This is a genomic window from Photobacterium sp. DNB22_13_2 (assembly GCF_052873915.1).
Map to the genome: position 1 here is coordinate 21,792 of NZ_JBNNXU010000025.1, position 24,965 is coordinate 46,756.

At 44.1% G+C, this 24,965-nt stretch carries 18 protein-coding genes and 1 riboswitch; of the genes, 9 read left to right on the plus strand and 9 right to left on the minus strand.

The features are described 5' to 3' along the window. Positions 1–26: 26 nt before the first annotated feature. The 4 genes from ACVA58_RS24395 to ACVA58_RS24410 all read right to left on the minus strand — a co-directional run bounded on the left by ACVA58_RS24395 (position 27) and on the right by ACVA58_RS24410 (position 7,752). Positions 27–4,199 (minus strand): hypothetical protein, encoded by a 4,173-nt coding sequence (locus ACVA58_RS24395; protein WP_446512872.1) that lies wholly within the window; start codon positions 4,197–4,199, stop codon positions 27–29. A 247-nt stretch (positions 4,200–4,446) separates the two neighbouring features. Next, a complete protein-coding gene (locus ACVA58_RS24400) occupies positions 4,447–6,006 on the minus strand; it encodes a methyl-accepting chemotaxis protein (protein ID WP_446512873.1) in 1,560 nt (519 codons plus the stop codon). 241 nt (positions 6,007–6,247) lie between these two features. Beyond that, a complete protein-coding gene (locus ACVA58_RS24405) occupies positions 6,248–7,012 on the minus strand; it encodes a metal-dependent hydrolase (RefSeq protein ID WP_446512874.1) in 765 nt (254 codons plus the stop codon). A gap of 239 nt (positions 7,013–7,251) precedes the next feature. Then, complete coding sequence (locus ACVA58_RS24410) at positions 7,252–7,752, minus strand: N-acetyltransferase family protein (RefSeq protein ID WP_446512875.1); 501 nt, start codon at positions 7,750–7,752, stop codon at positions 7,252–7,254. 158 nt (positions 7,753–7,910) lie between these two features. On the opposite strand from ACVA58_RS24410, the gene ACVA58_RS24415 reads away from it, so the two are divergent. The 3 genes from ACVA58_RS24415 to ACVA58_RS24425 all read left to right on the plus strand — a co-directional run bounded on the left by ACVA58_RS24415 (position 7,911) and on the right by ACVA58_RS24425 (position 11,435). Further along, positions 7,911–8,657 (plus strand): helix-turn-helix transcriptional regulator, encoded by a 747-nt coding sequence (locus ACVA58_RS24415; protein WP_446512876.1) that lies wholly within the window; start codon positions 7,911–7,913, stop codon positions 8,655–8,657. Positions 8,658–8,799: 142 nt separating this feature from the next. Beyond that, positions 8,800–10,683, plus strand: coding sequence for a DUF294 nucleotidyltransferase-like domain-containing protein (locus ACVA58_RS24420; RefSeq protein ID WP_446512877.1), 1,884 nt, complete (start codon positions 8,800–8,802; stop codon positions 10,681–10,683). 8 nt (positions 10,684–10,691) lie between these two features. Then, positions 10,692–11,435, plus strand: coding sequence for a 3'-5' exonuclease (locus ACVA58_RS24425; RefSeq protein ID WP_446512878.1), 744 nt, complete (start codon positions 10,692–10,694; stop codon positions 11,433–11,435). Positions 11,436–11,504: 69 nt separating this feature from the next. On the opposite strand, the gene ACVA58_RS24430 is transcribed toward ACVA58_RS24425, so the two are convergent. Together ACVA58_RS24430 and ACVA58_RS24435 are read right to left on the minus strand one after the other, a co-directional pair. Beyond that, on the minus strand, positions 11,505–13,079 hold the full coding sequence (locus tag ACVA58_RS24430; RefSeq protein ID WP_446512879.1) for a BCCT family transporter: 1,575 nt from the start codon (positions 13,077–13,079) through the stop codon (positions 11,505–11,507). Positions 13,080–13,547: 468 nt separating this feature from the next. Next, positions 13,548–14,879, minus strand: a complete 1,332-nt coding sequence (locus ACVA58_RS24435) for an NCS2 family permease (RefSeq protein WP_446512880.1) — start codon at positions 14,877–14,879, stop codon at positions 13,548–13,550. 86 nt (positions 14,880–14,965) lie between these two features. Then, a riboswitch (purine riboswitch) is annotated at positions 14,966–15,065 on the minus strand. Between the two features lie 231 nt (positions 15,066–15,296). Between ACVA58_RS24435 and ACVA58_RS24440 the strand changes: the two genes are divergently transcribed. Beyond that, the gene (locus ACVA58_RS24440) at positions 15,297–17,183 is read left to right on the plus strand and encodes a PhoX family protein (RefSeq protein WP_446512881.1); all 1,887 of its coding nucleotides are present in this window, start codon (positions 15,297–15,299) and stop codon (positions 17,181–17,183) included. 61 nt (positions 17,184–17,244) lie between these two features. On the opposite strand, the gene ACVA58_RS24445 is transcribed toward ACVA58_RS24440, so the two are convergent. From ACVA58_RS24445 to ACVA58_RS24455, 3 genes are all read right to left on the minus strand, one after another. Then, positions 17,245–17,772: a peptide-methionine (S)-S-oxide reductase gene (locus tag ACVA58_RS24445; RefSeq protein WP_446512882.1), complete on the minus strand. Its 528-nt coding sequence runs from the start codon at positions 17,770–17,772 to the stop codon at positions 17,245–17,247. A gap of 57 nt (positions 17,773–17,829) precedes the next feature. After that, entirely contained in the window at positions 17,830–18,675 is an 846-nt protein-coding gene (locus ACVA58_RS24450) for a patatin-like phospholipase family protein (RefSeq protein ID WP_446512883.1), read from the minus strand. 98 nt (positions 18,676–18,773) lie between these two features. Then, positions 18,774–19,250: a hypothetical protein gene (locus ACVA58_RS24455; RefSeq protein WP_446512884.1), complete on the minus strand. Its 477-nt coding sequence runs from the start codon at positions 19,248–19,250 to the stop codon at positions 18,774–18,776. A 226-nt stretch (positions 19,251–19,476) separates the two neighbouring features. Between ACVA58_RS24455 and msrP the strand changes: the two genes are divergently transcribed. The 5 genes from msrP (at position 19,477) to ACVA58_RS24480 (ending at position 24,917) form a co-directional block, all read left to right on the plus strand. Continuing rightward, positions 19,477–20,487 carry a protein-methionine-sulfoxide reductase catalytic subunit MsrP gene (gene msrP, locus ACVA58_RS24460; RefSeq protein ID WP_446512885.1) on the plus strand — a complete coding sequence of 337 codons (1,011 nt, stop codon included), beginning with the start codon at positions 19,477–19,479 and terminating at the stop codon, positions 20,485–20,487. 44 nt (positions 20,488–20,531) lie between these two features. Beyond that, positions 20,532–21,185 (plus strand): protein-methionine-sulfoxide reductase heme-binding subunit MsrQ, encoded by a 654-nt coding sequence (gene msrQ / locus ACVA58_RS24465; protein WP_446512886.1) that lies wholly within the window; start codon positions 20,532–20,534, stop codon positions 21,183–21,185. A 148-nt stretch (positions 21,186–21,333) separates the two neighbouring features. Continuing rightward, positions 21,334–21,978, plus strand: a complete 645-nt coding sequence (locus ACVA58_RS24470) for a hypothetical protein (RefSeq protein ID WP_446512887.1) — start codon at positions 21,334–21,336, stop codon at positions 21,976–21,978. Positions 21,979–21,984: 6 nt separating this feature from the next. Further along, positions 21,985–23,319: an MATE family efflux transporter gene (locus ACVA58_RS24475; RefSeq protein WP_446512888.1), complete on the plus strand. Its 1,335-nt coding sequence runs from the start codon at positions 21,985–21,987 to the stop codon at positions 23,317–23,319. A gap of 188 nt (positions 23,320–23,507) precedes the next feature. Then, the gene (locus ACVA58_RS24480) at positions 23,508–24,917 is read left to right on the plus strand and encodes an amidohydrolase (RefSeq protein WP_446512908.1); all 1,410 of its coding nucleotides are present in this window, start codon (positions 23,508–23,510) and stop codon (positions 24,915–24,917) included. Positions 24,918–24,965 lie beyond the last annotated feature (48 nt).

Consider the following 24,965-nt stretch of genomic DNA (forward strand, 5'->3'; position numbering starts at 1 on the left):
TCCCATTACACTATTCATTTACTTCTCTACTGTTTATCCACTAACTCTAAGGTATATCCCCAAACCTCTCCTTCACCTTGATTTGGAGGGGGATTAGTCCACTCACCAGAGGTATCTACCCAGAACGACTTAATCGCAAACTGAATACCATCAGATTCAGTAATTGATAAAATCTCATATGAATCCTCATACTCAGGATGAGTCATCGCTAGGTAGACTTGTCCTTCGATCAACTCCCAGTTAAATGGGAAGTCGCCATCTTCAGGGTCAAGGAACGCTCCCGTGTTATCCGGTTTGAAACGGATTGTCTCACCATCGTCATTAGCCATAAGCCAAGTTGTTTGTTGATCAGCACCTTTACCAACCAGCATGTCTTCAGTAAATTTCAGCACCCGATTATCAGTCATTACCTGACATTGCTGCACTGCGGCTTGGTACTCTTGTTCAGTTGCATAACTGGCCGGTTGATCAGCGTCGTCATCCCATGGGGTATCGCCGAGATCACATGTAGGCAGAGCCTGATTCTGCTCATATTCGCGGAAAACAAAGCTCCATATTTCACTATGTAACTGCCCATCTTCTGAGTATTGTTCGTACACAACAAAACTACTTTGATCGTCATAGTACTGCTGATGAGCTAATAACATGTAATCATCCGGATTGCTCACATTCGGTATGAGTTTCAGGAAGCCTTCTTGAGTTATTGTCCACTCAGTACCTTCTTGAGAACGCCAATCACCGGCACGGATCCAGTTAAACTCACCATTTTCATGGAACTGGTAAGCACGCGTATCGCCGTCGCCCCTCACTCGTACAAAGGTCATTCCGGCTAACGTGTTATTGTAGTCATTCTCAATCGGGTTATACCCGCCGCAAGTTTCAATCGCTTGATCGAAATCATCGAGGCTCGCATTCTCCTGATCAACCGCGCAACTGGTTATCATTGGTGGATAAGTTGTTACCCGTGCCGCCCAAATATTGAACCGGTCTGCACCCTCGTCTTGCCACTGATTGTAAATTTTCACGCCGACGTATTGTTCATCACGCCCAGTAACCGCAAAATAATCAACAGGGCCCCATTCATAGACAATCTTAATAACACCATCGCTATTCACGCTCCAAGTAAAGCGCGCAACATTACCATCCGCAAATACAGTCTCACCCATACCTTGTTCATTGAAATGCCATTGCTGCAATTCCTGGCCGTTAAACAAGTAGTAAGATTGCCCTATTACCTCTTCTTCTGTCGTTTGAACGTAATAACAATCTTCTAGAATAGCGGCGTAATCATTGTATTGAGGTTCGCCAATAGGAACGCCTGCATCCCACTCAGTATTGCCTTGGTTACATATTCTAGCGTGTTGATTAATTGCGGTTTCAGCTTCACCTTCAGTGAGATAAAATTCACCTAATCCGCTCTTCCATGCCCCTGTTGAAGGGTCAATTTCATCAGCATTAACCATTAGCCGCCAATAAGCATCATACCAATTCCAAGGGTTATCAGAATATGGAACCGAAATTACCAACGTGCCACTTTGCGTGTCGTTCACTCGCCAGTTAGGTTTGATGCCATCATGAGTAAGCTGCAAAGAAACAAGTTGGTACTCGCCATCTTGAACTGGTGTAAGTGAGTCATGATTGGTGACAACATGCCACTGTCTTGCTGCTCCCGACTCATCATATCGGAATGATTCGTTCAAGAGCATTCCGTTATAGTCACTCAAACCTGATAAAACAGTATTATCAATTTCACTCAGGTCATACCCGCTGCTTCTTAACACCTCAATGTTATTTGCCAGATCAGATACCTGCTGTGAGCCCCACTCAGCAAAACGGTGACCAATCCATAAGCCATTATTTTGCTTGATGATGACTTTATAATCTTGCCCAATGTCAGGCTCTTTAACGGTAAAGTTATCCTCTGGTACGTCGAAGTAACTATCAGGAACTGGGGTATGACTCCAGCTCACAGCTTCGGTATGTTCCGAATCACTTACATCCGTTCTAATTGCACTAAAAGAATTGAAAAGTACACCATGGGGGTTCGCCTCATCGGTTAATTTACCCTCATTGTTTGACAATATGTAGCGGTATCCAGTTATAGATTCCGTTTTCTGAAGAACGTCATATTCGGTGGTGACTTCATACCAATAGTTACCGAGAGTATCGGTTTTATCAGCAACAAAACTATATTGCGCGTACTCTTCGAAATATGGCTGTTCTAGAGAAGCCCAAATAGGTCGGAAATAACTAAATGTATACTGCTGATCATTAAGCACTGAAAAAACGATCACAGTATTGTTAACACCATTCGCATCCCAGTCACGGGTGTCTTGATGGTCGACCATAACCCCGTCTACAGCAGTAGAAATACCTTTTGAACTGTAATTTAACGTACCATCGCTGTCACCGAATACCCAGCTATCCAGACTGAACTGCTCTAGCGTTATGGTGGTTGTCACGGCACTTTGTTGTTGCTGGGTTGACGCTATCAGGTATTGCACTGCGTCAATACCAGCCATATTTTCATTTGCAACTTGTGACTTCAAATCGATGTCATCAAAGATTCGATTACTGCCGTCGTTGCTTCCCCCTTCCGACGCAGCATCCGACTCATCAATATAGCGCCAATAGCTTTCCTGGCTATTATTATATGTCCCAACATCCAACCACTGGCTTTCATATTGAACATTACCATCGAGGTTGTAATCATAATACCCAAAACTTAACCGCTCAAAAGTGCCATCCGATTTATACAATGCTTCGCTTTGCCACTCTCCAAATAGCATCGCTGAGTCAGGTTCTGTATATAAAATGCTTTCAGTATGTCTAATATTCGAGTTATTCAGCGTTTCTACAGTAATATCGTGAACAACCTCCAGAGTCCTAACACCCATCAAGATGTCAATGAACATCGGTGAGGTGTAGGCATACTGAGTAATGACATCAGCAATGGATTTTTCCGGGTCATTTGGATATTGATCGCTATTATCGCCGACTAGATCAGAATCACTGTCAGCCCACTCAGTGTTATCTAAAGGGAATCTGTCATCGACATCATCGACTGCATCACCATCATCATCAGTATCGGCGTTATTGCCGATAGAATCTCCATCTGTATCTAACCATTCGGTATCATCTCGCGGGAATGCATCATCCTCATCATTCACATCATCATTATCGTCGTCAGGGTCTTTATTATCACCAATGTCATCTAGGTCAAAATCTGCCCACTCAGTTTTATCGTCAGGAAATTTATCTGCCAGATTATCGCCATAGCCGTCCCCATCAGCGTCTTCCCATTCATCTTTATTATTTGGGAACTTATCGGCTAGATTATCACCATAGTTATCGCCGTCTTTGTCTTCCCACTCTTGGCTGTCATTAGGGAAGTCATCTTCTGAATCAGTGACACCGTCACGATCCGTATCCGCCTCAACCGACTTATTCTCTTCACTAACCACGCGGCTGAAATCATAATCTTCGGGGAGTGTCTCTCCTCGATCATCAATCAAGACTTGACCAACTTGATTACCTTCATCGATAGCTTTAGTCACTATTCCGTCAAGGCTATTTTCATCTAGGGCTTCTTCGTTTTCAGGCAGTACCCCAGCTGTCACTATCGATTTTGCAGATTGCTTAACCAATTTCACGGCAACAGTTGCACCGTTCAACTCGGTGTCTTCATAATCACTAGCGATTAAGTCGGGCTCAATACCAAACATCTGAGCAACATCAGATTTAGCGGCATCCTCCGTCATGCCGTCTTGGCGCATTTTGAAATCAACCATGGTCGTTAGGGGCGACACAACTTTACTGCCGCTTGGTGCCGACATAACGAAGTTCTTAGAAACCGTGGTATCCGGGTTGTCGGAATCAATCGTTTCTTTTTGGATTGCTTTTACCACCACCGGATACGTTTCAGGGTTATCAATACCGCTCACATCTAAGGTGGCTAAGCCATTGTCACTGCGGACACTCGGTTCAACACCTTCGTCAAATTGGTAATCACGATCTATATCCAACCAAACGAAAGCGTTATGCAAATATCCATCAATCGCCTTAATGCTCATCGACGTCGTAGGCTCTGGAGTTGGCTCTGTGATATCTGTATTCGTGGTGCTTGAGTCATCACTACAAGCCGCTATCATCAGTAAGGTACCCATTCCTACTGCGACAGCTATCGGGTGCCGTTTCATACCTTCTTCCTTGTCTATCCTCTACACAATGCCAACCCCATCATTCAGATACTCTTGTTATTAAAGGGGTCCGCTACAGTGGTTATATGAAAGAAGGTATTTACTCGCATCACCCGTATGGGGGATAGATTTAACAAATGAAGGGTAAAACGTGACCGTATTTGATATGCCTCAATATAATTTTCGAGAAAAAATAAAAAAAGGAAGCATAAGCTTCCTTTTTATTATCAGAACGAAGGTAATAGTATTAGTAGCGGAAAAACGACAGCTGCTTGCGTTGCTGCTCTGCCAATTGTGATAGCTCTTCACTTGCACTGGCACTTTGACTGATACCCACCACGTTTTGATTGACGAGCTCAGACATATTCACCACGTTTTTATTGATGTCTTGTGTCACCATCGACTGCTGCTCCGCTGCTGTCGCCACTTCAGTATTCATATCACCGATAGAGGTAATCGCATCCGTGATCCCTTCAAACACCTCATTGGCCAGGCCCGTTAGCTCTTCTGACTCTTTCAACATCTGTAACGACTGCTGCATACCCTCATTGGCGTTAGCCGACTGACGTTGAAGATCTTCAATGATCGCCTGAATTTCTTGGGTGGACTGTTGCGTGCGTGCAGCCAGCATACGGACTTCGTCTGCCACGACGGCAAAGCCACGACCAGATTCACCGGCACGTGCCGCTTCAATCGCCGCATTCAAAGCCAATAAGTTTGTCTGCTCAGAAATAGCCTGGATCACTTCAATTACCTTGCTGACCTGATCAGACTGCTCTCGAAGATGCATCACCACATCGGCCGCTTCTGACATTTTACCCGACGTCTCCCGGTTGGACTGCTCACTCTGAGTGAAAACATTACGCCCTTCATCGACCATCTTCTGGCTCTGCTTCGCACAAGTATCAGCATCTTGCGCATTGCCACTTACATTATCTGCAGTACTTGAAAGCTCGTTGACCGCAGAGGCAACCTGTTCAATTTCGGCCATCTCTTGTTGAGCATTGGCTTGCGCACCATTCATCACTTCAGCCAATTCAGTGGATGCCGCTGCCACTTCTTCACTGATACGGTTCAGGTGAGAAATCGTATCTTGCATCTTATCCAGTGTATTATTCAAGTCTCTGCTCAGTTCAGAAATTTCATTAGAACCTGTAACCTGAACACGCCCAGTTAAGTTACCTTGGGATAGCTGTTTCAACGTCTCTCGAACATCCATAATAGGCTTAACCATACGGCCAGATACTATCCAGGCAATCACCAGACCACTCGCTACCATCACTGCCATAATAAGCATGACACTTTGCATCATTTGTCGATATTCTGCTTCGACAACTGAAATTTCTTCTGCAACATATTGGTCAATGGCCACGGTCAAATCGTCAGATGATTGAATCAACTCACTACCAACCGCTCTGAAGTTGGCAGCGAGCATTTCTGATTCTTGAAGCGTGACACCAATGCTATTTTTACGAGCAACAAATGGTTTCAAATCATTGTTCAAAAATCGCTCATAGCTTGCCATTTTTTCTTTAACAATATTTACGTGGCGAATAAGTGCTGATGTTTGAGATAGTTGATCAAGCAATACTCTGCTTTGATCAAATTCTTGTTTCACAGCAATATCCAAGTTTTGGAATGCTGAGGAGTCATAGAGCGCATAAATAGCACTAACTCGTGCATTAAAACTATTTTCAAGTATTTGCTGAGAAAGCGTTTTTTGCGCTAAAGCCGAAACAGTCGTTTCACTAGTTTGAGCACGCTGAGAGCGGGATTCTTTGGTTACAACAGCAAAAGCAATCGCCATAATAACGCATATTAGCAAGACAGGAACGAGTACCTGCTTCCGAACAGAAATATTATTGAGAGTAAAATGCATGAGTATAAATAAAAATAAATCGTAATAGGAATACAACTTTATCATGAATTAGCGCGGTTATTTTGATTTTTATCAATACGATCACACCGTTAAATTATTGGCGATATACGTCAATAATTTGTATCCCCGTCCTCCTAATAAAGGCGGTGGTATACACCGCCATGCTTGATTACCCTTGCTTAGAGTTTTGGTCCATTGCCTTTCTTGTTGAAGTAATGACCTCGTCAAAAAACTGCATGACTTCATCTCTATTAAGCCATTCAGGTTTAAAACGAAATTCACTCCAATTACTGACTTGCTTCAAGGTATTGTCAAACGATGGGCCATGAAGGTATAAAATTGCTATTAACAGGCACTGGAATGCACTAATAAATGGGTTTTTGGGTGAGAATACTTTCATCGCAGAGCCAAATGATAATTTTAGTCGACGATTCGCCAGATCAACACTGTACAACTCATCGAGCAATAAATGCACAACACCACCAAAAAAGATAAAACAACCAGACAACCAGGCCGTAATATCGCTATAGCCTATTAAGAAAATCAACCAAACCGTTAATAGCCCAGCTGCAGCAATGAAAGCTAATGAATGACAACAACCACGATGAACCGTGATTTTTTCTAGTGAAGATTTAAAATTATAGCGGATAGTTAAATAGCAGAACCCGCTATAGACAATAAGCTCAAGCATCGACACCAATTGATAAATATGGCCGACAAAACTGAAGGTGATCAAACCACCAAACAAACGGAAAAGTGTACTCATTGACGTCGAGTTATCGGAATCAATATCCGGCAACAAACCGCCAATCGTGCCTAATAGCATTAACCATAATGCAGTGATCGGCACAATGTGCCCTGCTGAGAGCAGAGCTGTAGCCGCCAAACTACTCGTAAGTGCGGCTGTTCCAAGATGTGTGTTGAAATTAGCCACTGTAATCACATATACAAGACAGTTCCATCACCCAATTACCAGGTATTCTTACCCATATTATTCATTGTAATCTTGGTGTGAAACTGTCGCTGTCTCGTTAACTGGATAAATAACCAGTATACTGTATTACAAGGCGATAACTGTACCAAAAAACAGTGTTTTAGTGCTTCAAACTGCTCACATGATCACTTTTTGGCCGCTTTTGACATCAGCCTGACACTTAATCATGCATCAGCGAACTATAAATCGAGCGCTAACTGATAAAACGCAAGGTCTAACCAGCGTTCAAATTTATAGCCTGCACTCTTAATAATACCCACTTCTTCAAAACCAAATTTTTGATGTAACCGCAAGCTCGCTATATTTTCTAAATCTATTGCACCAATTAATGAGCGGTATCCTTGGCGAGAAGCCAATACGATAATGGTTTTCATCAGCTCCATCGCAACACCTTTTCCCCGGAACTCACTTGATACATAAATACTATGTTCAACAGTAAACTGAAAAGCGGGTTGCTCTCTGAACTTGCCGAACGATGCAAAGCCCATTAGCCTACCGGAATCATCAAATGCCCCGACTACTGGATAGCTACCTTCAGTTTTTGACTCAAACCACAACGCCATCACTTCCATCGTCCGTGGTTCATATTCATAAAGAGCTGTGGTATTCAAAATAGCATCATTAAAAATATCCAGCATTTCGTCAGCATGTTGGTCAAACGCGCAGTATCTAATATGCATATCACTTCCTTTATTCCAGGTTATTCTCGTTCAACCAAGCACCTTGGCGTTATTCATATACAAAATTACCTATCCAGATCACAAGACGCTAGTTTTTTTTTGTAATCGTTAAATATGTCATTAAACCTTACAGTAGGGTTTAATGACATATTACTGCCATGGATAAAGTCGATTGCTGGATAGGAAGCCTAGTCGAAGCGGGACAATCATCTTCTGATATTAGTCACGTTGTGGCAGATATAGGACGATCAGTCGGTGCCGATATTAGTCTAATTTTCTTGGGCTCCTCGCCCAAAATCTCAACAGGCAGTATCTTTCATTCCGGCATTGAGGAGCAACAACTTGAATTTTATGATCGCCATTCTCAAAGTGATGCCTACCTTCAGTATTACTCTAAACACAACCTACATGGGAGAATGGTACCCTTGCAAATCATGCTTCCTCAGAGCCAGATAAAAGATGAGTGGTTTAAGGAAGTGATGATCCCCACCTTAGCAGTGAAGCATTCGCTAAGCGGATACAGCCGTTTGAATAGATCTGAGGTTCAGGTGCTGACATTTCATCGTTATTCATCCCCTTTTACTCCTGATAGCCAATTACAATTACAACGTTTTATGGATAGCCTTGCCCCTTGGTCACAATACTATTTATCTCGCCAGAAACTGCTTGAACAGTTTGGTTCTCAGGCCATACAACAAGGAGAGCTAATGCTGCCTTGCATTCTGACTCCGACTGAAAAGCAAGTCATCGAGCTTCTGACCAAAGGTTATGACGGTAGCGAGATAACACAGATGAGAGGAGTGTCAAAAGAGACAACGAAAACTCAGCTTAAGAGCATCTTGCATAAGTTAGACTGCAAGCATCAGAATCATTTATTACACAAGTTATATACCCATACTTTATAAAACAGTTTGTATGTTCACATTGACCACTGTGTAACCCTTTTTTTTCAATAATATAGTGATAACGGCCTCCTGCTGGCGCAAGCATTCTTTGCTGAATTAGGTATACTATTAGCCATTCTCCAAAAGCATTACGGATCAAACGATGGAAGCCGAACAGCTGGAAATTCTCAATTTTATCAGCCAATACCCGCCTTTTAAGGTACTCCCGGAAGAGTCATTAAAAGAAATCGCCCACAGCATTGAAGTGGCATATTACCGTGCCGACACGATGATCCTGAACTTTGGTGATGCAATCCACGATCTCTTTCTCATAAGAAGTGGCGCTGTTGAAATATACCGTCGTAAAGGTAATGAACTTTACAACCGAATTGATGAAGGCGATTTATTCGGGCAGATGGGATTACTGATGAACAACAAGGTCAGGATGCCTGCCCGCGCTATCGAAGATACCCTGTTGTATTGTATTCCTGAGGCCCTATTCAACAAGCTATGTGATGAATACGATTCCTTTGCTGATTTTGTTGAGCTTGAAGACAGCGCCCGATTACGTAACGTCGTCTCAACTCAAGAGAAAGAAAATGATTTAACCACATCCAAGGTTCGCACGCTGCTTACACGTGACCCTGTCACAACGAGCCGTGACGAAAGCATTCAAACCGCTGCAATTACCATGGCGGAAGAGAACATTTCGGCAATGCTCATTGTCGAACCAAGCGAGAATGATGATGATGATGATTACGACCCGTTAGTCGGCATCATCACCGATCGCGATCTTTGTGCAAGAGTTATCGCCAAGGGACTTGATACCTCAGCACCAGTTTCAGAAGTCATGAGTACAGAGTTAATTTCACTTGATTACAACGCGTATGTTTTTGAAGCTATGCTAACCATGCTTCGTTACAACGTACACCATCTACCGGTGTTAAGAAACAAACACCCTATTGGTATCATTGGCTTAACTGACATTGTCCGTTACGAATCACAAAACAGCCTATTGCTGGTGAGCACTATATTCCAGCAACAAACCGTAGAAGAGCTACAAGTCGTCTCCGAGGAAGTTAAAAACTGTTTCGTCCGTATGGTTAATGAAGACGCCAATGCCCATATGATCGGTAGTGCGCTATCTGTCATTGGACGCAGTTTCAAGCAACGTCTTGCCGAGTTAGCTCTTGAAGAGCTTGGCCCAGCCCCTATTCCATTCTGCCTGATGGCAATGGGGTCGATGGCAAGGGATGAGCAGCTAATTGTAACCGATCAAGATAATGCCTTGATCCTTGATAACAGTTACGATGAAGCCCTGCATGGTGAGTATTTTGAAAAATTCGCCAAGTTCGTCTGTGATGGCCTTGCTGCATGTGGTTACAGCTACTGTACTGGCGATATAATGGCAACTAACCCTGAGTGGCGTAAAACTCGCTCACAGTGGGAAGATTGTTTTGCCGAGTGGATTGATAACCCTAAACCACAAGCGCTGCTTAACAGTTCAATCTTCTTCGACTTATCCGGTGTCTGTGGCCGCGAAAAATGGGCTGAGCAACTTAACGGCTTTGTGGTCCGCCGAGCACGGAAAAATAACCGATTCTTGGCATGTCTCGCTCGGAATGCCATAAGCCGTACTCCCCCTCTGGGTTTCTTCAAAGATTTCGTGATGGAGAAGGATGGCAGACACAATAACTCTATCAACCTAAAGCGTCGTGGTACTGCCCCTCTGGCTGATTTGATCCGTGTCCACGCCCTTGCTGTAGGTTCCCGATCGCAAAACTCATTCGAGCGACTAGACGATGTAATAGAAGCAGGCATTTTGCCTAAAGGACGTGGACAAGATTTACGGGATGCCATGGAGCTTATCTATATGGTTCGTATTCGCCACCAAGCATTAGACATTGAATCGGGTATTGAAGCAGACAACAGCATAGAACCAGAAAATATGTCTGATTTTGAGCGCCGTAATCTTAAAGCAGCATTCCAAATACTGAGTAATGCCCAGAACTTTATTAAATTCCGTTACCAAGGTAACCGTCGGTGATAAGTAGTATGACAATTAACAAGCCCAAGCAACACCGGCAGCTACTGAACACACGCAGTACACCGGATTGGCCAACTTTTTTTCAAACACTAAACGACAAAGCGCAGGATGAAAGACTAAGAAATTTCTATTCTACGCCGATGATAAGCGGTGATACGCCTCTAAGCGAAGTCCCCTTCGTGGCGCTAGATTTCGAAACGACAGGACTTGATCCCAAGAAGGATGAAATCATTAGCATTGGCCTCGTGCCATTCAATCTACAGCGTATTCGGTGTAGAGAGTCTGCACAGTGGATGGTTAACCCTCACCGCCCAATGAATGAGGAGTCAGTGATCATCCATGGTATTACTGACTCCGACGTAGAAAATGCCCCTGATCTACTGAAAGTCTTAGAGCGGGTACTCAATGCCCTAGCAGGTAAGATTGTGGTGGTTCATTATCAAAAAATCGAACGTGAGTTTATGAACCAAGCTTTGCTCAGCAGATTGGAAGAAGGCATACACTTCCCAGTCGTCGATACCATGGCAATAGAAATGGCGATTCAGCAACGTTTCAACGGTGGACTCATCAATCGATTAAAAGGTAACCGGCCAGGTTCTGTCCGACTTGCACGCTCGAGACAGCGTTACAGTTTGCCGGATTACGCCCCCCACCATGCCGTAACCGATGCGCTAGCCACTGCAGAATTATTGCAAGCACAGATCGCCTACCACTTCACTCCTGATACACCAATTTCAGAGATTTGGTTGTAATTTCCTTTTGTGCAGATATAAAAAAACGCCGTCATGATGACGGCGTTTTTGTCTGATAGAGAAATGTACTTATTTCTGATATTTCTCTGTGGTGAAGCCCATAATAAGGCTGACACACATTAACAACAGAATGAATACAAACGGTAGTGCGGTTGAAATTGCACCCGCTTGAAGTGCTTCGATAGCTTCCGTACCACCAACATAAAGTAGAACAGCAGCAACAGCACCTTCGATAAACGCCCAGAAGATGCGCTGTGGCATTGGTGAATCGATCTTACCACCAGCTGTAATGTTATCGATAACCAGCGAACCTGAATCCGAAGAAGTGATAAAGAACACCATGACTAGGATAATTGCAGTCACTGACAACAAATTACTGAATGGTAGCGATTCAAACATTTCAAACATCGCTAGCGGAACTGACGTCAATCCATTCTCACCAAGGATACCGATGCCGTTAATCACTTGATCAATAGCTTGACCGCCAAATACTGACATCCACAATGTAGTCACTAGCGTAGGCACAATCAGCACAGCTATCATAAATTCACGGACAGTACGCCCCTTTGAAATTCGGGCAATAAACATACCTACGAATGGAGACCAAGAAACCCACCAAGCCCAGTAGAAGACAGTCCAACCATGCAGCCATGCTTCATCTTCACGACCATGAGGATTACTTAACGCAAAGAAGTTTTTCGCATAACCCGCTACGGTTGTCGGTACTGTGCCCATTGAAATCGCAAAACCGGCAAGTGCAACAAATACCAACAACGCCAATGCAATAAGCATGTTGATATTACTTAGCAGCTTAACACCACCATCAATACCACGTGCAACAGAAATCACTGCAAGCAAGGTTACAATCGCGATAACAGCAATCTGCAGGCCAATACCACCAGAGATACCAAACACGTGTTCAATACCACTTGCGGCTTGCTGTGCACCTAAGCCAAGGGATGTTGCCAGACCAAACAAGGTCGCGATTACCGCAAAGATATCAATAATGTGCCCAGGCCAGCCCCAAACACGATCGCCAAGAATTGGGTAGAAAATAGAGCGAATCGATAAAGGAAGACCTTTGTTATAGGCAAAGAAAGCTAGAGAAAGCGCTACGACACCATAAATGGCCCAAGGGTGCAGGCCCCAGTGGTACATAGTCGCGCCCAAAGCAAGTTCAACAGCCGCTGGGGTATTGGGGTCAACATTAAGCGGAGTTCCGAACCAACCTGTATAATAGGCTACGGGCTCAGCAACACTCCAGAACATTAGGCCGATACCCATACCCGCAGCAAATAGCATTGCTAGCCATGACATACGTGAGTAATCAGTTTCAGCTTCTTGACCACCGATGCGGATTTTACCGAATGGCGAAACGATAAGAGCCAGACAGAAGACAACGAAGATATTGCCTGCCCAAAGAAACAAAGCATCAAAATTATTGATGATGCCGTTTTTAACACCATCCAAAGCCGCTTTAGCTGACGTAGGGTCACTCAAGAGAACCGCAACGATGAATAGAACTATTAAACCAGCACTGGTTCCAAATACAGGGTTATGAACATCAAACCCCCATTTCTGGATGTTATCCTGCCCTACCGTATAATCCGTATTATCAATACTGTATCTATCAACTTTTTTCATTGTATTTCCCTAAAACTGCACCGAAGCTTTTCGGAAGCATTATCTGACCTATCAGTAAGGTTAGCCTGATAGGCCAGATAATGTTTCAGTAAAGCGACGCCACAAAATAGTTAGCCCTGTAAATAATAAGGTGATGTATAGATCAAACCATTTCCACCCCTATAGTGTCAAGTTTTGCTATAAATCAACGGCTAAAGTGCGAAATTTAACCAATTAACGTTAGTTTTATGGTCACCCATAGCATAAACCAACAAGCAATTTATTTTGTGAACTAACCATTATTGCTTCTATAGGCCACATTTTTTACTTTTAACTATGCTACAAACTCTTGGGTATGGGTATTTCAGACACTGGCAAATATACGCAAAGACTGTACTCGCCTCTTCCAAACTACACTTTGAATTCAGTCGCGCTATTAACGCAAAAAGCGGCCTAAAGGCCGCTTCAAACTGTGTGCCTCTGTTCGCGCTAGATGAACAATAGGTAAGCGAAGAACATAGCAGCCAAAGAATAAATCACAGGGTGAACTTCTTTACCTTTACCCGCTACAACCATCGAGAATGCGTAACTTACAAAGCCCATCGCCATACCATTCGCCGGAGAGAATGACAAAACGGTAAACATAATTGTAAAGAAGGACGCGATTCTTACTTCAATCACTTCCCAGCGGATCTTCGCGATGCGACCAATCATATAGATACCGACAACGACCATTGCTGGGGCAACCATAGCAGCCGAAAAAATAGAGAAGATCGGGTAGAAGAATAATGAAGCAAAGAATAGACATGCAGCAACAACAGCACTCAATCCGGTTCTCGCACCTTGAGACGATGCAATACCTGACTCAGAAAACGCTGTTACTGAAGTCGTACCTAATACCGCACCCACTACCGTACCACCAGCATCAGCCACCAGTGCTGATTTTGCATTAGGCACTTTACCGTCTTTATCAATAATACCCGCATCACGCCCTACGCCAACAATAGTACTTAGGCCATCAAAAAAGTCGACTATTAGAAAGACCAGCACAACAAAGACCAAATCAAAAACCTTTTCAGGTGTAAAACCTGAGAAATTGAATATTTGACCAAAGGTCGGTGCAATACTCGGTGGCAGAGAAACTATCGAGTCAGGAATTGGGGCGTTGTTCGTTCCCATTACCACATCGGCAATCACGGTAAGTACAATCGCAGAAATGAAAGCAAAGAAGGTGGCTAACTTGATGTTACGGATCATACAAGCCAGAGCAATGAAGATAGAGATATAGGCAATCGCAACTTGCGGGTCAGTAATATCGCCAAGGCTAACCAAAATTATCGGGTTAGAAACGATGATTCCGGCATTTTTCAGGCCGAGGAATGCGATAAACAATCCCAGAGAAACTGAAATTGCCAATTTGAGATCTTCAGGGATGGCTTCAATCAAACTCTTACGAAGCGAAGTCATGCTGAGTAGAAGGTAAATAATACCGGAAATGAAGATACCCAGCAGAGCTTCATGCCAAACCAAAGCAATTGTGCCACTCAACAAGATCCCTTTGAAGAAGCCGTTCATACTCATGCCCGGCGCTAGCATAACGGGATAATTACCCCAAATGCCCATTACTAACGTTGCCAGACCAGATGCAATCGCGGTTGCTGTGAAAAGTGCGCCCTTATCCATCCCAGGGATATCCCCCAAAATGGCAGGGTTAACTGCGAGGATGTAGCTCATCGCCAAAAAGGTAATAAAACCAGCATACATTTCTGTCGAAACAGTTGTCTTTCGCTCAGAAAGCTTAAATATCGTTTCCAAATTCACAACAAATCCCTAAGGGTAATAAAGCAAAGGAAAGATATTATTAAATAGATACTTAGAGTAAGACATCTGAACCAAGGTGTATAACTAACCGGCTACAGATAAATTGTAGTTTCAGAATTAGGTCCTGAAGTAGAAACTTTTGGTCCATCTCACCAAAAATATACAATTTAATAATTCTTGGGCGCGGATTTTAATGATCTAAGTTTTGAATTCAATATTGCAATTTGAAAAAAGCGACGCGTGAAACATTTTGAAACACTTAAAGGCAAACGTTTGCGCTGAAGGCTATCAACACCCTCAGTAGCGTAAAGTTACTTTCACCAAAGTGATACATTTCTGTCACAATCAATCGATAGCATACTGGCAATAAAATGCATAACAGCCTTAAATTGCAATAATAAAAAAGGAAGCGAGATAATGAGCGCCAAGACGGACTTCTCTCAACGAGCAGAGCCAGAGTTTAATCAAATCATCGGAAAAGGCCTGAACCGCCGCCAATTTCTAAAAGCGACATCTGCGGCAAGTACAGTCGCTTTTTTCGGAGCCTCTCCGCTTTCTAGCGCAATGGCTGCATCTAAAGACAGCAAAGAGCTTATTGGCTTTGAAGCTATTCCTGCTTCGACTGAAGATAAAGTGATAGTTGCAAAAGGCTATCAGGCTGACGTACTTATCTCATGGGGTGATCCCCTATTCAAAGATGCTCCAGCATTTAGCCAAAATGCGGATAGCAAAGCGCAGGCTCGCCAGTTCGGTGATAACAATGACGGAATGACCTTCTTCCAGATCAGCGATGATCGTGGCGTCCTGTCTATCAATAATGAATACACCAATCACGAGTACCTATTTGCCCACCAGGGTAAAGAAATGTCTGCTGACGACGTACTCAAGTCACAGAGTGCACACGGCATCTCTGTCGTTGAATTGAGAAAAGTGAACGACAAATGGGAAGTCAATCTCGATGGGCGACTAAACCGCCGCATCACTGCCAACACCGAAATGGAATTAACCGGCCCTGCTGCTGGTGATAATTTATTAAAAACAGCTGCGGATCCTAAAGGCACCAAGGTTCTTGGTACCTTCAACAACTGTGCAAATGGCGAGACACCATGGGGCACTTACCTTACCTGCGAAGAAAACTTCAATGGATTGTTTGGCTCTAAAGAAAACCCAGCCCTAGATAGCAACTACGCACGCTATGGTTTAAAAACAACAGATTCTGGCTATGACTGGTACAAGCACGACGATCGTTTTGATCTGGCAAAAAATCCTAACGAGCCTCATCGTCATGGTTGGGTCGTTGAAATTGATCCAATGAACCCAAATTCAACACCGAAAAAACGTACAGCACTTGGCCGCTTCAAGCATGAAAACGCCGCATTAACAGTCAACAATGACGGTTATGTGGTGGTTTACTTAGGTGATGACGAGCGTGGTGAGCACCTGTACCGCTTTGTCTCTAAGAATAAATACGATGCCAGTAATCCAAGCGCAAACCGTGACCTACTTGATGAAGGCACACTATTTGTGGCTAAGTTCAACGCTAAAGACGGTGAACTGCAAGGTAAAGGTGAGTGGGTTGAGCTTACGTTTGGTAAAAATGGGTTAACTAAAGAAAATGGCTTTAATAGTCAGGCGGATGTACTGATTTTTGCCCGTAAAGCTGCAACCCAGGTCGGTGCAACTACCATGGATCGCCCTGAATGGGTTGCTGTTAATCCAAAAAACCAGAACGTATTCTGTACCCTGACCAACAACAAATACCGTGGTGTTAAAGCAAACCAACCAGTTGATGCGGTAAACCCACGCGAAAAGAACCCATATGGCCATATTGTCCGCTGGATGCCTTCAGGCCAAGATCACACCTCGAACAATTTCGACTGGGATCTGTACCTTATTGCGGGAAATCCAACTGTGCATGAAGGCTTAATGGCCGGTAGTGACAATATCAATGCCGACAACATGTTCAACAGCCCAGATGGTATAGGCTTTGATAACGCAGGTCGTTTGTGGATCCAAACCGACGGAAAGTATTCCAACACCGGTGATTTTTCTGGCATGGGTAACAACCAAATGTTGTGTGGCGATCCAGAAAGCGGTGAAGTTCGTCGTTTCTTAACAGGACCTATCGCTTGTGAAATTACAGGGTTAACGTTCAGCCCAGATCAGAAAACCATGTTCATCGGTGTCCAACACCCTGGTGAAGATTTGGCACCGTCTCATTTTCCGGATGGCGGTAACACTATCCCACGCTCTTCAGTTATTAGAATCACGCGTACTGATGGCGGCATTATCGGCGCGGCGTAATATAAAAAGAACCATTACTCACTAGCTCTTGCGGATCTTCGGATCCGCTTTTTTCCGTCATTTACTGACCTTTACTGCCCTGCTCAATGATCTGTCTTTTCTCAGCACTGACATACTCACCAAATTGAGACAAGAGAATGTGTAGCTTTGGGGCAATCTGACCTTCACAGAACGGCCTCTTTGGATGATTGAAGTAGTACCCTTGTTTGTCATCCTCACAGGGAACAAACGACCCCGCCTCCTCAATGCCAGTTACCAACGGTTCGGAGAAATTCTCTTGATAAAGCGATATCGCTTCCAGTGCTATCAGTCTTTGCGACTCTGTATAGGTGTATATAGCTGAAGGATACCGACTACGAAGCAAATGATTTGAGGTCGCGTGATGAGTGAGAAGATGAACGCCGACCAAAACTTGTATAGTGATTTTAAGCGGATCGTATTCAACCAAAACGGCTTCATAGCGATCATTAACATTGCGCGCATTCATCCAGCCCTGCTCTGCTGAGATCACTCCTTCAAGAGATTGAAACACCGCCTCCATGCACCAATAGCAGCTGCCCGAAAAGCCAAGTTGCAGTGTTTTCATCATATTGACTTACTACCTATAACTTCACAAACCTTAGATTCATTAAGGTATATACAATAGCTAAAGTATAAGTCGCTTGGATGCAGAAATGCCTTGTTCATAGCCCTTTTGCAATTTTTGGCTATCGGTTGTGACTCGCCCTACCTCAAACTCTTTCGGAGGTACAATGACATTTATACGGCAGTCTTCCGGTGGGCTTTCAATAAAATCAATGGCCTGATTATACATTTCTGCTCGTTTCATCATGGCCTCAGCCAAGCAAGGATGATCATTTAAAAGCTTTCTCACTAACCACTGACTTTTCGGTGCTTTTTTTCGATAACCCTGCGGACGTGAAAGAACTACCGTTATATCCCGAGCCCCCATGTCATAAGCTTTAATTACTGGGATGGAGTCAGCCACACCGCCATCAGTCATGTTAAACCCATCTATTTCAGGGTAATGGCGATAAGCTAAAGGAACAGCGCAAGAAGCTTTTAATAACTGATTTAGGTTTTGCTCTGTCGCTTGAATATAATGGGCATCACCGGTTGCAACATTCGTTGTAACAACAAACAGAGGTATGGGTTGCACCTCTAGTTCCCAGCCATCAATAGGAATTTCATCAATAGTAATATCCCAAAGCCAATCGATATCGAGCCAATGCCCACCCCGTATGAATCTCAGTAAATCAATAAACTGCTTTCGACAAGAGTAATCGGTTATAACCCGGTGTGAACGACCATGCTGGTTTGCCAGCCATGCAGCTAAATTTGTCGAGCCCGCAGACACACCGATACAGAAATCAAATGGGCGGTGATCCATATCAAGGAAATGATCTAGCACGCCAGCAGCAAAAATACCGCGCATCGCCCCCCCCTCTACAACTAAAGCTGACTTTTCCCCAATGCTACCCTCTATGATCATGCTATCTAAAACTCCTTTTGTTTCAGGCAGTTTAGGACAAACACTCTAAACAAAAACTGAAGCCAAGCAAATATTTACTTAAAATGATAACTCTTTGCTTAAAATTGGATCTCTGCCAAATTAAATCGGCTCATTGAGTTCTGGTATTGCGCGTTGTCTGGCTGATAGAAAGATGGCGGCATACGATTTTCATAGCCTAACTTGTGGAGCTTTTGCAATTCACTACGTGACAGGATCACGTATTCCAAATGCTTATCTAAAAGATTGCCAATCGCTTCTACTGATAATTCATCATCACGAACTAATGTTTTAAGCTTCCCAATAAGTACGGATAACGGAAGCACCAATTCTTTAATGGTCTCTTTACGCATCGAGCATGCTTTCGCTTTAATGGATCCCTTGGCAAAGGCGAATAGCTGCTGCCAATCCGGTTTTCCTTGGCGAGTTACAAGATTATGTCGATAACAGTAGTATGCCTCAAAGTATTGCCCCAAAGAGTAATAACGTTCGCTGTAAGCTTCTAAGTAGATATGTTGCAGCTCAAGGTTGGCATTAAATTCATTCATTTTCGACATATCGCTATGATTTCCCACTATTCTTTTTCATGGTCAGAATAATACTTACATTGGTTTAAACACGAACCGTTCTTGCAACGTATTTAAAATTATAAACCTTAGGCTGAATCCGCAGACATTACCCGCTTTAGTGATGAAATCCAACGAAATCCCACTTTAGCGTGAAATTATTCTGTAAGTGGCTAGGTCTACTTGTTTAACATCATCTTTGGTAAAGGAATATTCAATGCTAATTAAGAAACCCTCACAGCTATCACTGAGTGAAAACGAGGCTACCCCAGAGGCTATCTACAAGCAGAGACGCACGATTTTAAAAGCATTGGGTATTACTGTGGCAAGTTTGCCCCTTGCACAAACGGCCCAAGCTGGCTTTTTTGACAGTTTTGGTAAAAAAGAACCTGCTGTCGATAAACGACGTGCACTGGCCTCACGCCAATCGTACTACTCCAACAAGGCGTTATCACTCACTCCTGAAGACAAGGTACTGCAATACAATAACTTCTATGAGTTTGGCACAGACAAATCTGATCCCGCCGAAAGAGCCCAAAACTTCAAAACCAATCCATGGAACATCGAAATTGGTGGTTTGGTCAGTAATCCAATCACCTTAGGCTACGAAGATATCTTTAAGGCTTTCCCGATTGAAGAACGAATTTATCGCCTGCGCTGTGTTGAAGCTTGGTCGATGAATATTCCTTGGTTAGGCTTTCCCCTCGCTTCGTTGCTAAGAAAAGCTGGGCCACTCAGTAACGCGAAATATGTGGCTTTTGAAACCTTATACGACCCCAAACAAATGCCAGGACAAGCCTCCCGTCGCTTAGGTGGTGGTATTGATTACCCCTATGTAGAAGGATTACGACTGGATGAAGCCATGAATCCACTCACTCTCTTATCCGTAGGTCTTTATGGAAAAACGTTGGCACCACAAAACGGTGCGCCGATAAGACTGGTCGTGCCATGGAAGTACGGCTTCAAAAGCATTAAGTCTGTGGTCAAGATTACCCTGACTGACAAACAGCCACCGACAACCTGGAATATTCTGGCGCCTGGCGAATATGGTTTCTACGCCAATGTGAACCCACGAGTCGACCACCCTCGCTGGAGCCAAGCCAGTGAACGTTTTATTGGTGAAGGCAGCATCTTTAGCAGCCGCCGTGAACCCACCAAGATGTTCAACGGTTACGAGTCTCAAGTTGCTTCTCTTTATAAAGGTTTGGATCTCAAGCGTCATTACTAAGGGCTGTAGTGATATTCATCGTTGATATTAGGCAGGAGAACATTATGCCATTACAAATGACGACTCAATGGCGATTCAAGATAACGCCACGCCAAGTGTTTTGGCTTAAAGTACTCATTCACAGTGTTTCATTTATCTTTATCGCGCAACTGGTATATTTGACGCTGACCGGGGGCTTGGGGGCAGATCCTATACAGGGGATCAGTCACTTCACCGGAAAGACTGCACTGAATACCCTTTTGCTGACTTTATGTATTTCACCCATTGCCAAGCTATTGAAAGCCGGAATGCTCGTTCGGGTGCGTCGTTTATTGGGTTTGTACTGTTTTTTCTGGGCCGTCCTTCACCTTACTGGTTATGTGGCGCTTGATTTGAATTTCAACTGGTCATTGGTGCTGGACGAAATTGTGAGTAGGCCATACCTCACTGTTGGTGCAGTGAGTTGGTTCATTTTATTTGCCCTTGCTATCACCTCGACCCAAGGTATTCAGCGCCGTATGGGTAAGCAGTGGCAAAAACTGCATAATTGGGTATACCTAGCCACTTTGCTGGCACCGTTCCACTACATCTGGTCGGTAAAATCAGGGCTCATTGAACCCATTATCTACATTTGTATTTCAATCGGGCTATTGGCTTTCCGCTACAAAGCGCTGGCTAAAGGACTAACTACTCGGTTTAATCCGGTTCGTGTTAAATAAGTCACTGTTTTGCACACACTAAATTGCTGATATTAGGTGCTGTTCGCTTTTTTTCTGATACGATATATAGATCTACGTCCGAACAGGACTTTTAGACTGGAGAAAAAGGTTTCCCACTCCAGTCTTGCAGTGAGCTAGTGGGGCAACCTTGTTTTCTGAACAACTTATTTCTGAATACCTTTCAACAAGCATCGAGCAGTTTCAGCAAGACTGCTCAAAGCTGTGCGCGCAGCATTATCCAACGGTCCACAACCGTGGCATGCGTGAAAACCACCTAGGCATGGCACTGTGTCGCAGGATCATGGCAACCCTGCAACAAGCAGAACTCGACGCTCACTTTTCGCAACACAAAAACGACGAACAAGTATCTCAGCCTGTTTTCGTTATCGACACAGCAGAGTTTTCCATTGCTGTTGTCGCTTACCGTTTGCTCAGTGCTAACAAGGCTTGCAGGCAAGGGTTGATTAAGACCATTGCGGATGTAAGAACCACTCTTGCACCGATAAAACCAACCTACATCGTAGTCGTTGCCGATCATTGGTTTGACCGCAGCAAAGCCAGTAAAGAGATCCCTGCTTGGTGGTTAGGTCAATTACCTAAAAATGTTGAAGAGTACATCACTGATGGTATCAAGCTACTAGATTCAACCGACAGCTTAGCGGAGCAGCTACATGATGGGCATCATATATCCCACGGTGAGTACCACCTCCACCACCCTCTAAAACGTGAAACGAACGATAAGACAGTACTTAAATACCTCTTGTTGAGTGCCTTTATACCTTTGCATAAGTAGTAAACCATGTCATCAGCGTCACACCTATCCTTGAAGGACGACTCGATCGGCCGACTTTTCTTGCGTTATACCATTCCCACTATTGCCGCCATGCTGGTAACCGGGATCTACGTTGCTATTGACGGCATGTTTGTCGGTCATTTCATTGGCGAGAATGGCCTTGCTGGCATTATGCTTGGTTACCCTATTGGCTCGATCCTATACGCGGTTGGTGCCATGGTCGGCATGGGGGCCTCTGCGCTAGTGTCGATAAAATTAGGTGAAGGCAATGAACAGCAAGCAAAGAATATTGTTGGTAATGCACTATCACTGTGTGTCGTAATATCACTTATCACCTGCACAGTAGGCGTGCTTTACGGTGAAGCCTTATTGCGCTGGTTAGGTGCCGAAGGGGAAGTGTTACAGATGGCGTCTGACTATCTGTTTTGGTACTTCACCCTAGGTGCCTTCCCTATCATCTCGATGGCTTTTTCGGCCCTGTTACGGAATGATGGACAACCCAACCGTGTCACCTTAATCATGATCCTTGGTGGTGTGCTAAACGTCGTGCTGGACTGGTTATTTATTGTTGTTTTTCCATGGGGGCTTACCGGTGCGGCATTTGCCACCATGCTCTCGCAGTTTGCAACAGCCTTACTTTGCCTTCAGCATTTTTTCTCAGACAAAAGCCAACTGCGAATTTCTTGGCAAACACTCCGTTTAAGATGGCACGATGTGGGTCAAATTTGCCAGTTAGGCTTTTCAAGCCTGCTGATGTACCTATATTTGTCCGTGGTACTTACTCTTCACAACAAAGCCTTTCTATGGGTAGGTAAACCAATCCATGTCGCAGCATACGGAATAGTTAGTTACACCGAAGCCTTCTTCTATCTTATTTTTGAAGGGATCGCATTGGGGATCCAACCGATCACCAGCTACAACACCGGAGCAGGAAGACACGACCGAGTCATTGCAGTCAGAAACATCGCCTTTGCCGTCACTCTTGGGTTTGCCTTGTTAGGTGTCGCTTTCATTTACAGTCAACCGGATTGGTTGGTGTACGCTTTTGCCGGTAATAATCCTACCCTACACCCTGTTGCAATTAATGGTATCCAACATTATTTCTGGGGCTTACCTATGGAGGGCATGTTGCTGGTTGGTGCTACTTATTTCCAATCAATCAACCGCGCTCGCGAAGCCTCTATACTGTCTGGAGGCAAGCTGATCCTAATAAGCCTGTTCATTTTTGGCTTAGCGAAACTGCTGGGGGTCGACGGTGTCTGGATAGCCCTGCCACTATGTAGCAGTGTACTGACAATATGGATGGCGTATGCGTTACGTAAGCAACATATGAAACAGTAACAAACACCTAAGATGAGGCGACGCAAACGTTTCGCCTTTCATTTTCGCTTCTTTATTGTGCATTTACTCAGTTGCCAACCATCAATACAGTGACCATGCTCACAGATTGCAATCAGAGAGTGTAATACTGATTCTCAATACATTGCTATTAGGTATTATCTGCGCAATTTCATTGGTGTCTGGTGATAATCATGTTCAAAAAAACTCTTGTCGCGGTTTCTCTTGCAGCCGCATCTCTTGCTAGTGCAACCAGCGTTGCCGCTGAAAATGTCGACTTGCTGATCAAAAACGCGACAGTCCTTACCATGGATGAAAGTAAGAACGTCTATGAGAATGGCCTTGTTGCTGTTAAAGAAAATAAAATTGTTGCAGTAACCGATGGCAGCGATCTCAAAGAGTTTGAAGCGAAGACCGTTATCGACGCTGATGGCGATATTGTTATGCCAGGTCTTATCAACACGCACACCCACGTATCTATGACGGTTTTCCGCTCACTTGCGGATGATGTACCAGATCGTCTGCACCGTTATATCTTCCCGCTAGAAAAGAACCTGGTTTCTCGCGATATGGTACGTATTGGTGCTCAACTAGGTAACGTTGAAATGCTCAAAGGTGGCGTAACCACTTATGCCGACATGTATTATTTCGAAGATGAAGTCGCAAAAACCGTTGATGAAATCGGTATGCGTGCCATTTTAGGTGAAACCGTAATCATGTTCCCAGTCGCCGATGCAGCCAATGCCGATGAAGGCATCAAATATGCCGTGAACTTCATCGAGGAATATAAAGATCATCCTCGTATCACGCCGGCATTTGCCCCGCATGCACCTTACACTAACACCACAGAGACATTGAAGAAGATCACTGAATTGTCTTTGAAGTATGACGTACCTGTTTTGACCCACCTTGCGGAATCTGATCGTGAAGAGGAAGTTATCGCTGAGCGTAGTGGTGGCATGTCTCCTGTTGAATACATGGCAGACATCGGTGCCCTAACGCCAAAACTTGTTGGTGCCCATGTCATCCATGTTAGCGATAGCGACATTGAACTACTGAAAAAGCACGATGTTGGTATTGCTCACAACATGAGTGCTAACATCAAATCGGCAAAAGGTGTTTCTCCTGCAATGAAAATGCAGGAAGAAGGCCTACGGATTGGTCTAGGTACTGATGGTCCCATGTCTGGCAACACCATTTCAACCATTGATGAATTCAATCAGGTCGCTAAAGTCCATAAACTCGTCAACCAAGATCGTGCCGCGATGCCACCAATCAAAGTCATTGAAATGGCGACTATCGGTGCGGCCCGTGCCCTGCACATGGAAGACACTATTGGCTCACTAGAAGTAGGTAAGCTAGCAGATATCATCGTTATCGATACCAAAGCGCCTAATATGGTACCTGTTTACAATCCATACTCTGCATTGGTTTACTCAGCTTATGCGCCAAATGTAAAACACACTATTGTTGACGGTAATATCTTGATGAAAGATCGCACCATGACAACCGTTGATGAAGATAAGATCCGTGAAGAAGCGCTTGAGTTTGCGGATAAAGTACGTAAAACCGTTATCGAAAGCGGCGAAGTGGTTCAGTAAACCCTCGCGCCAATACTCTTGATTCATCTAAAACACCGCCTTTTATGG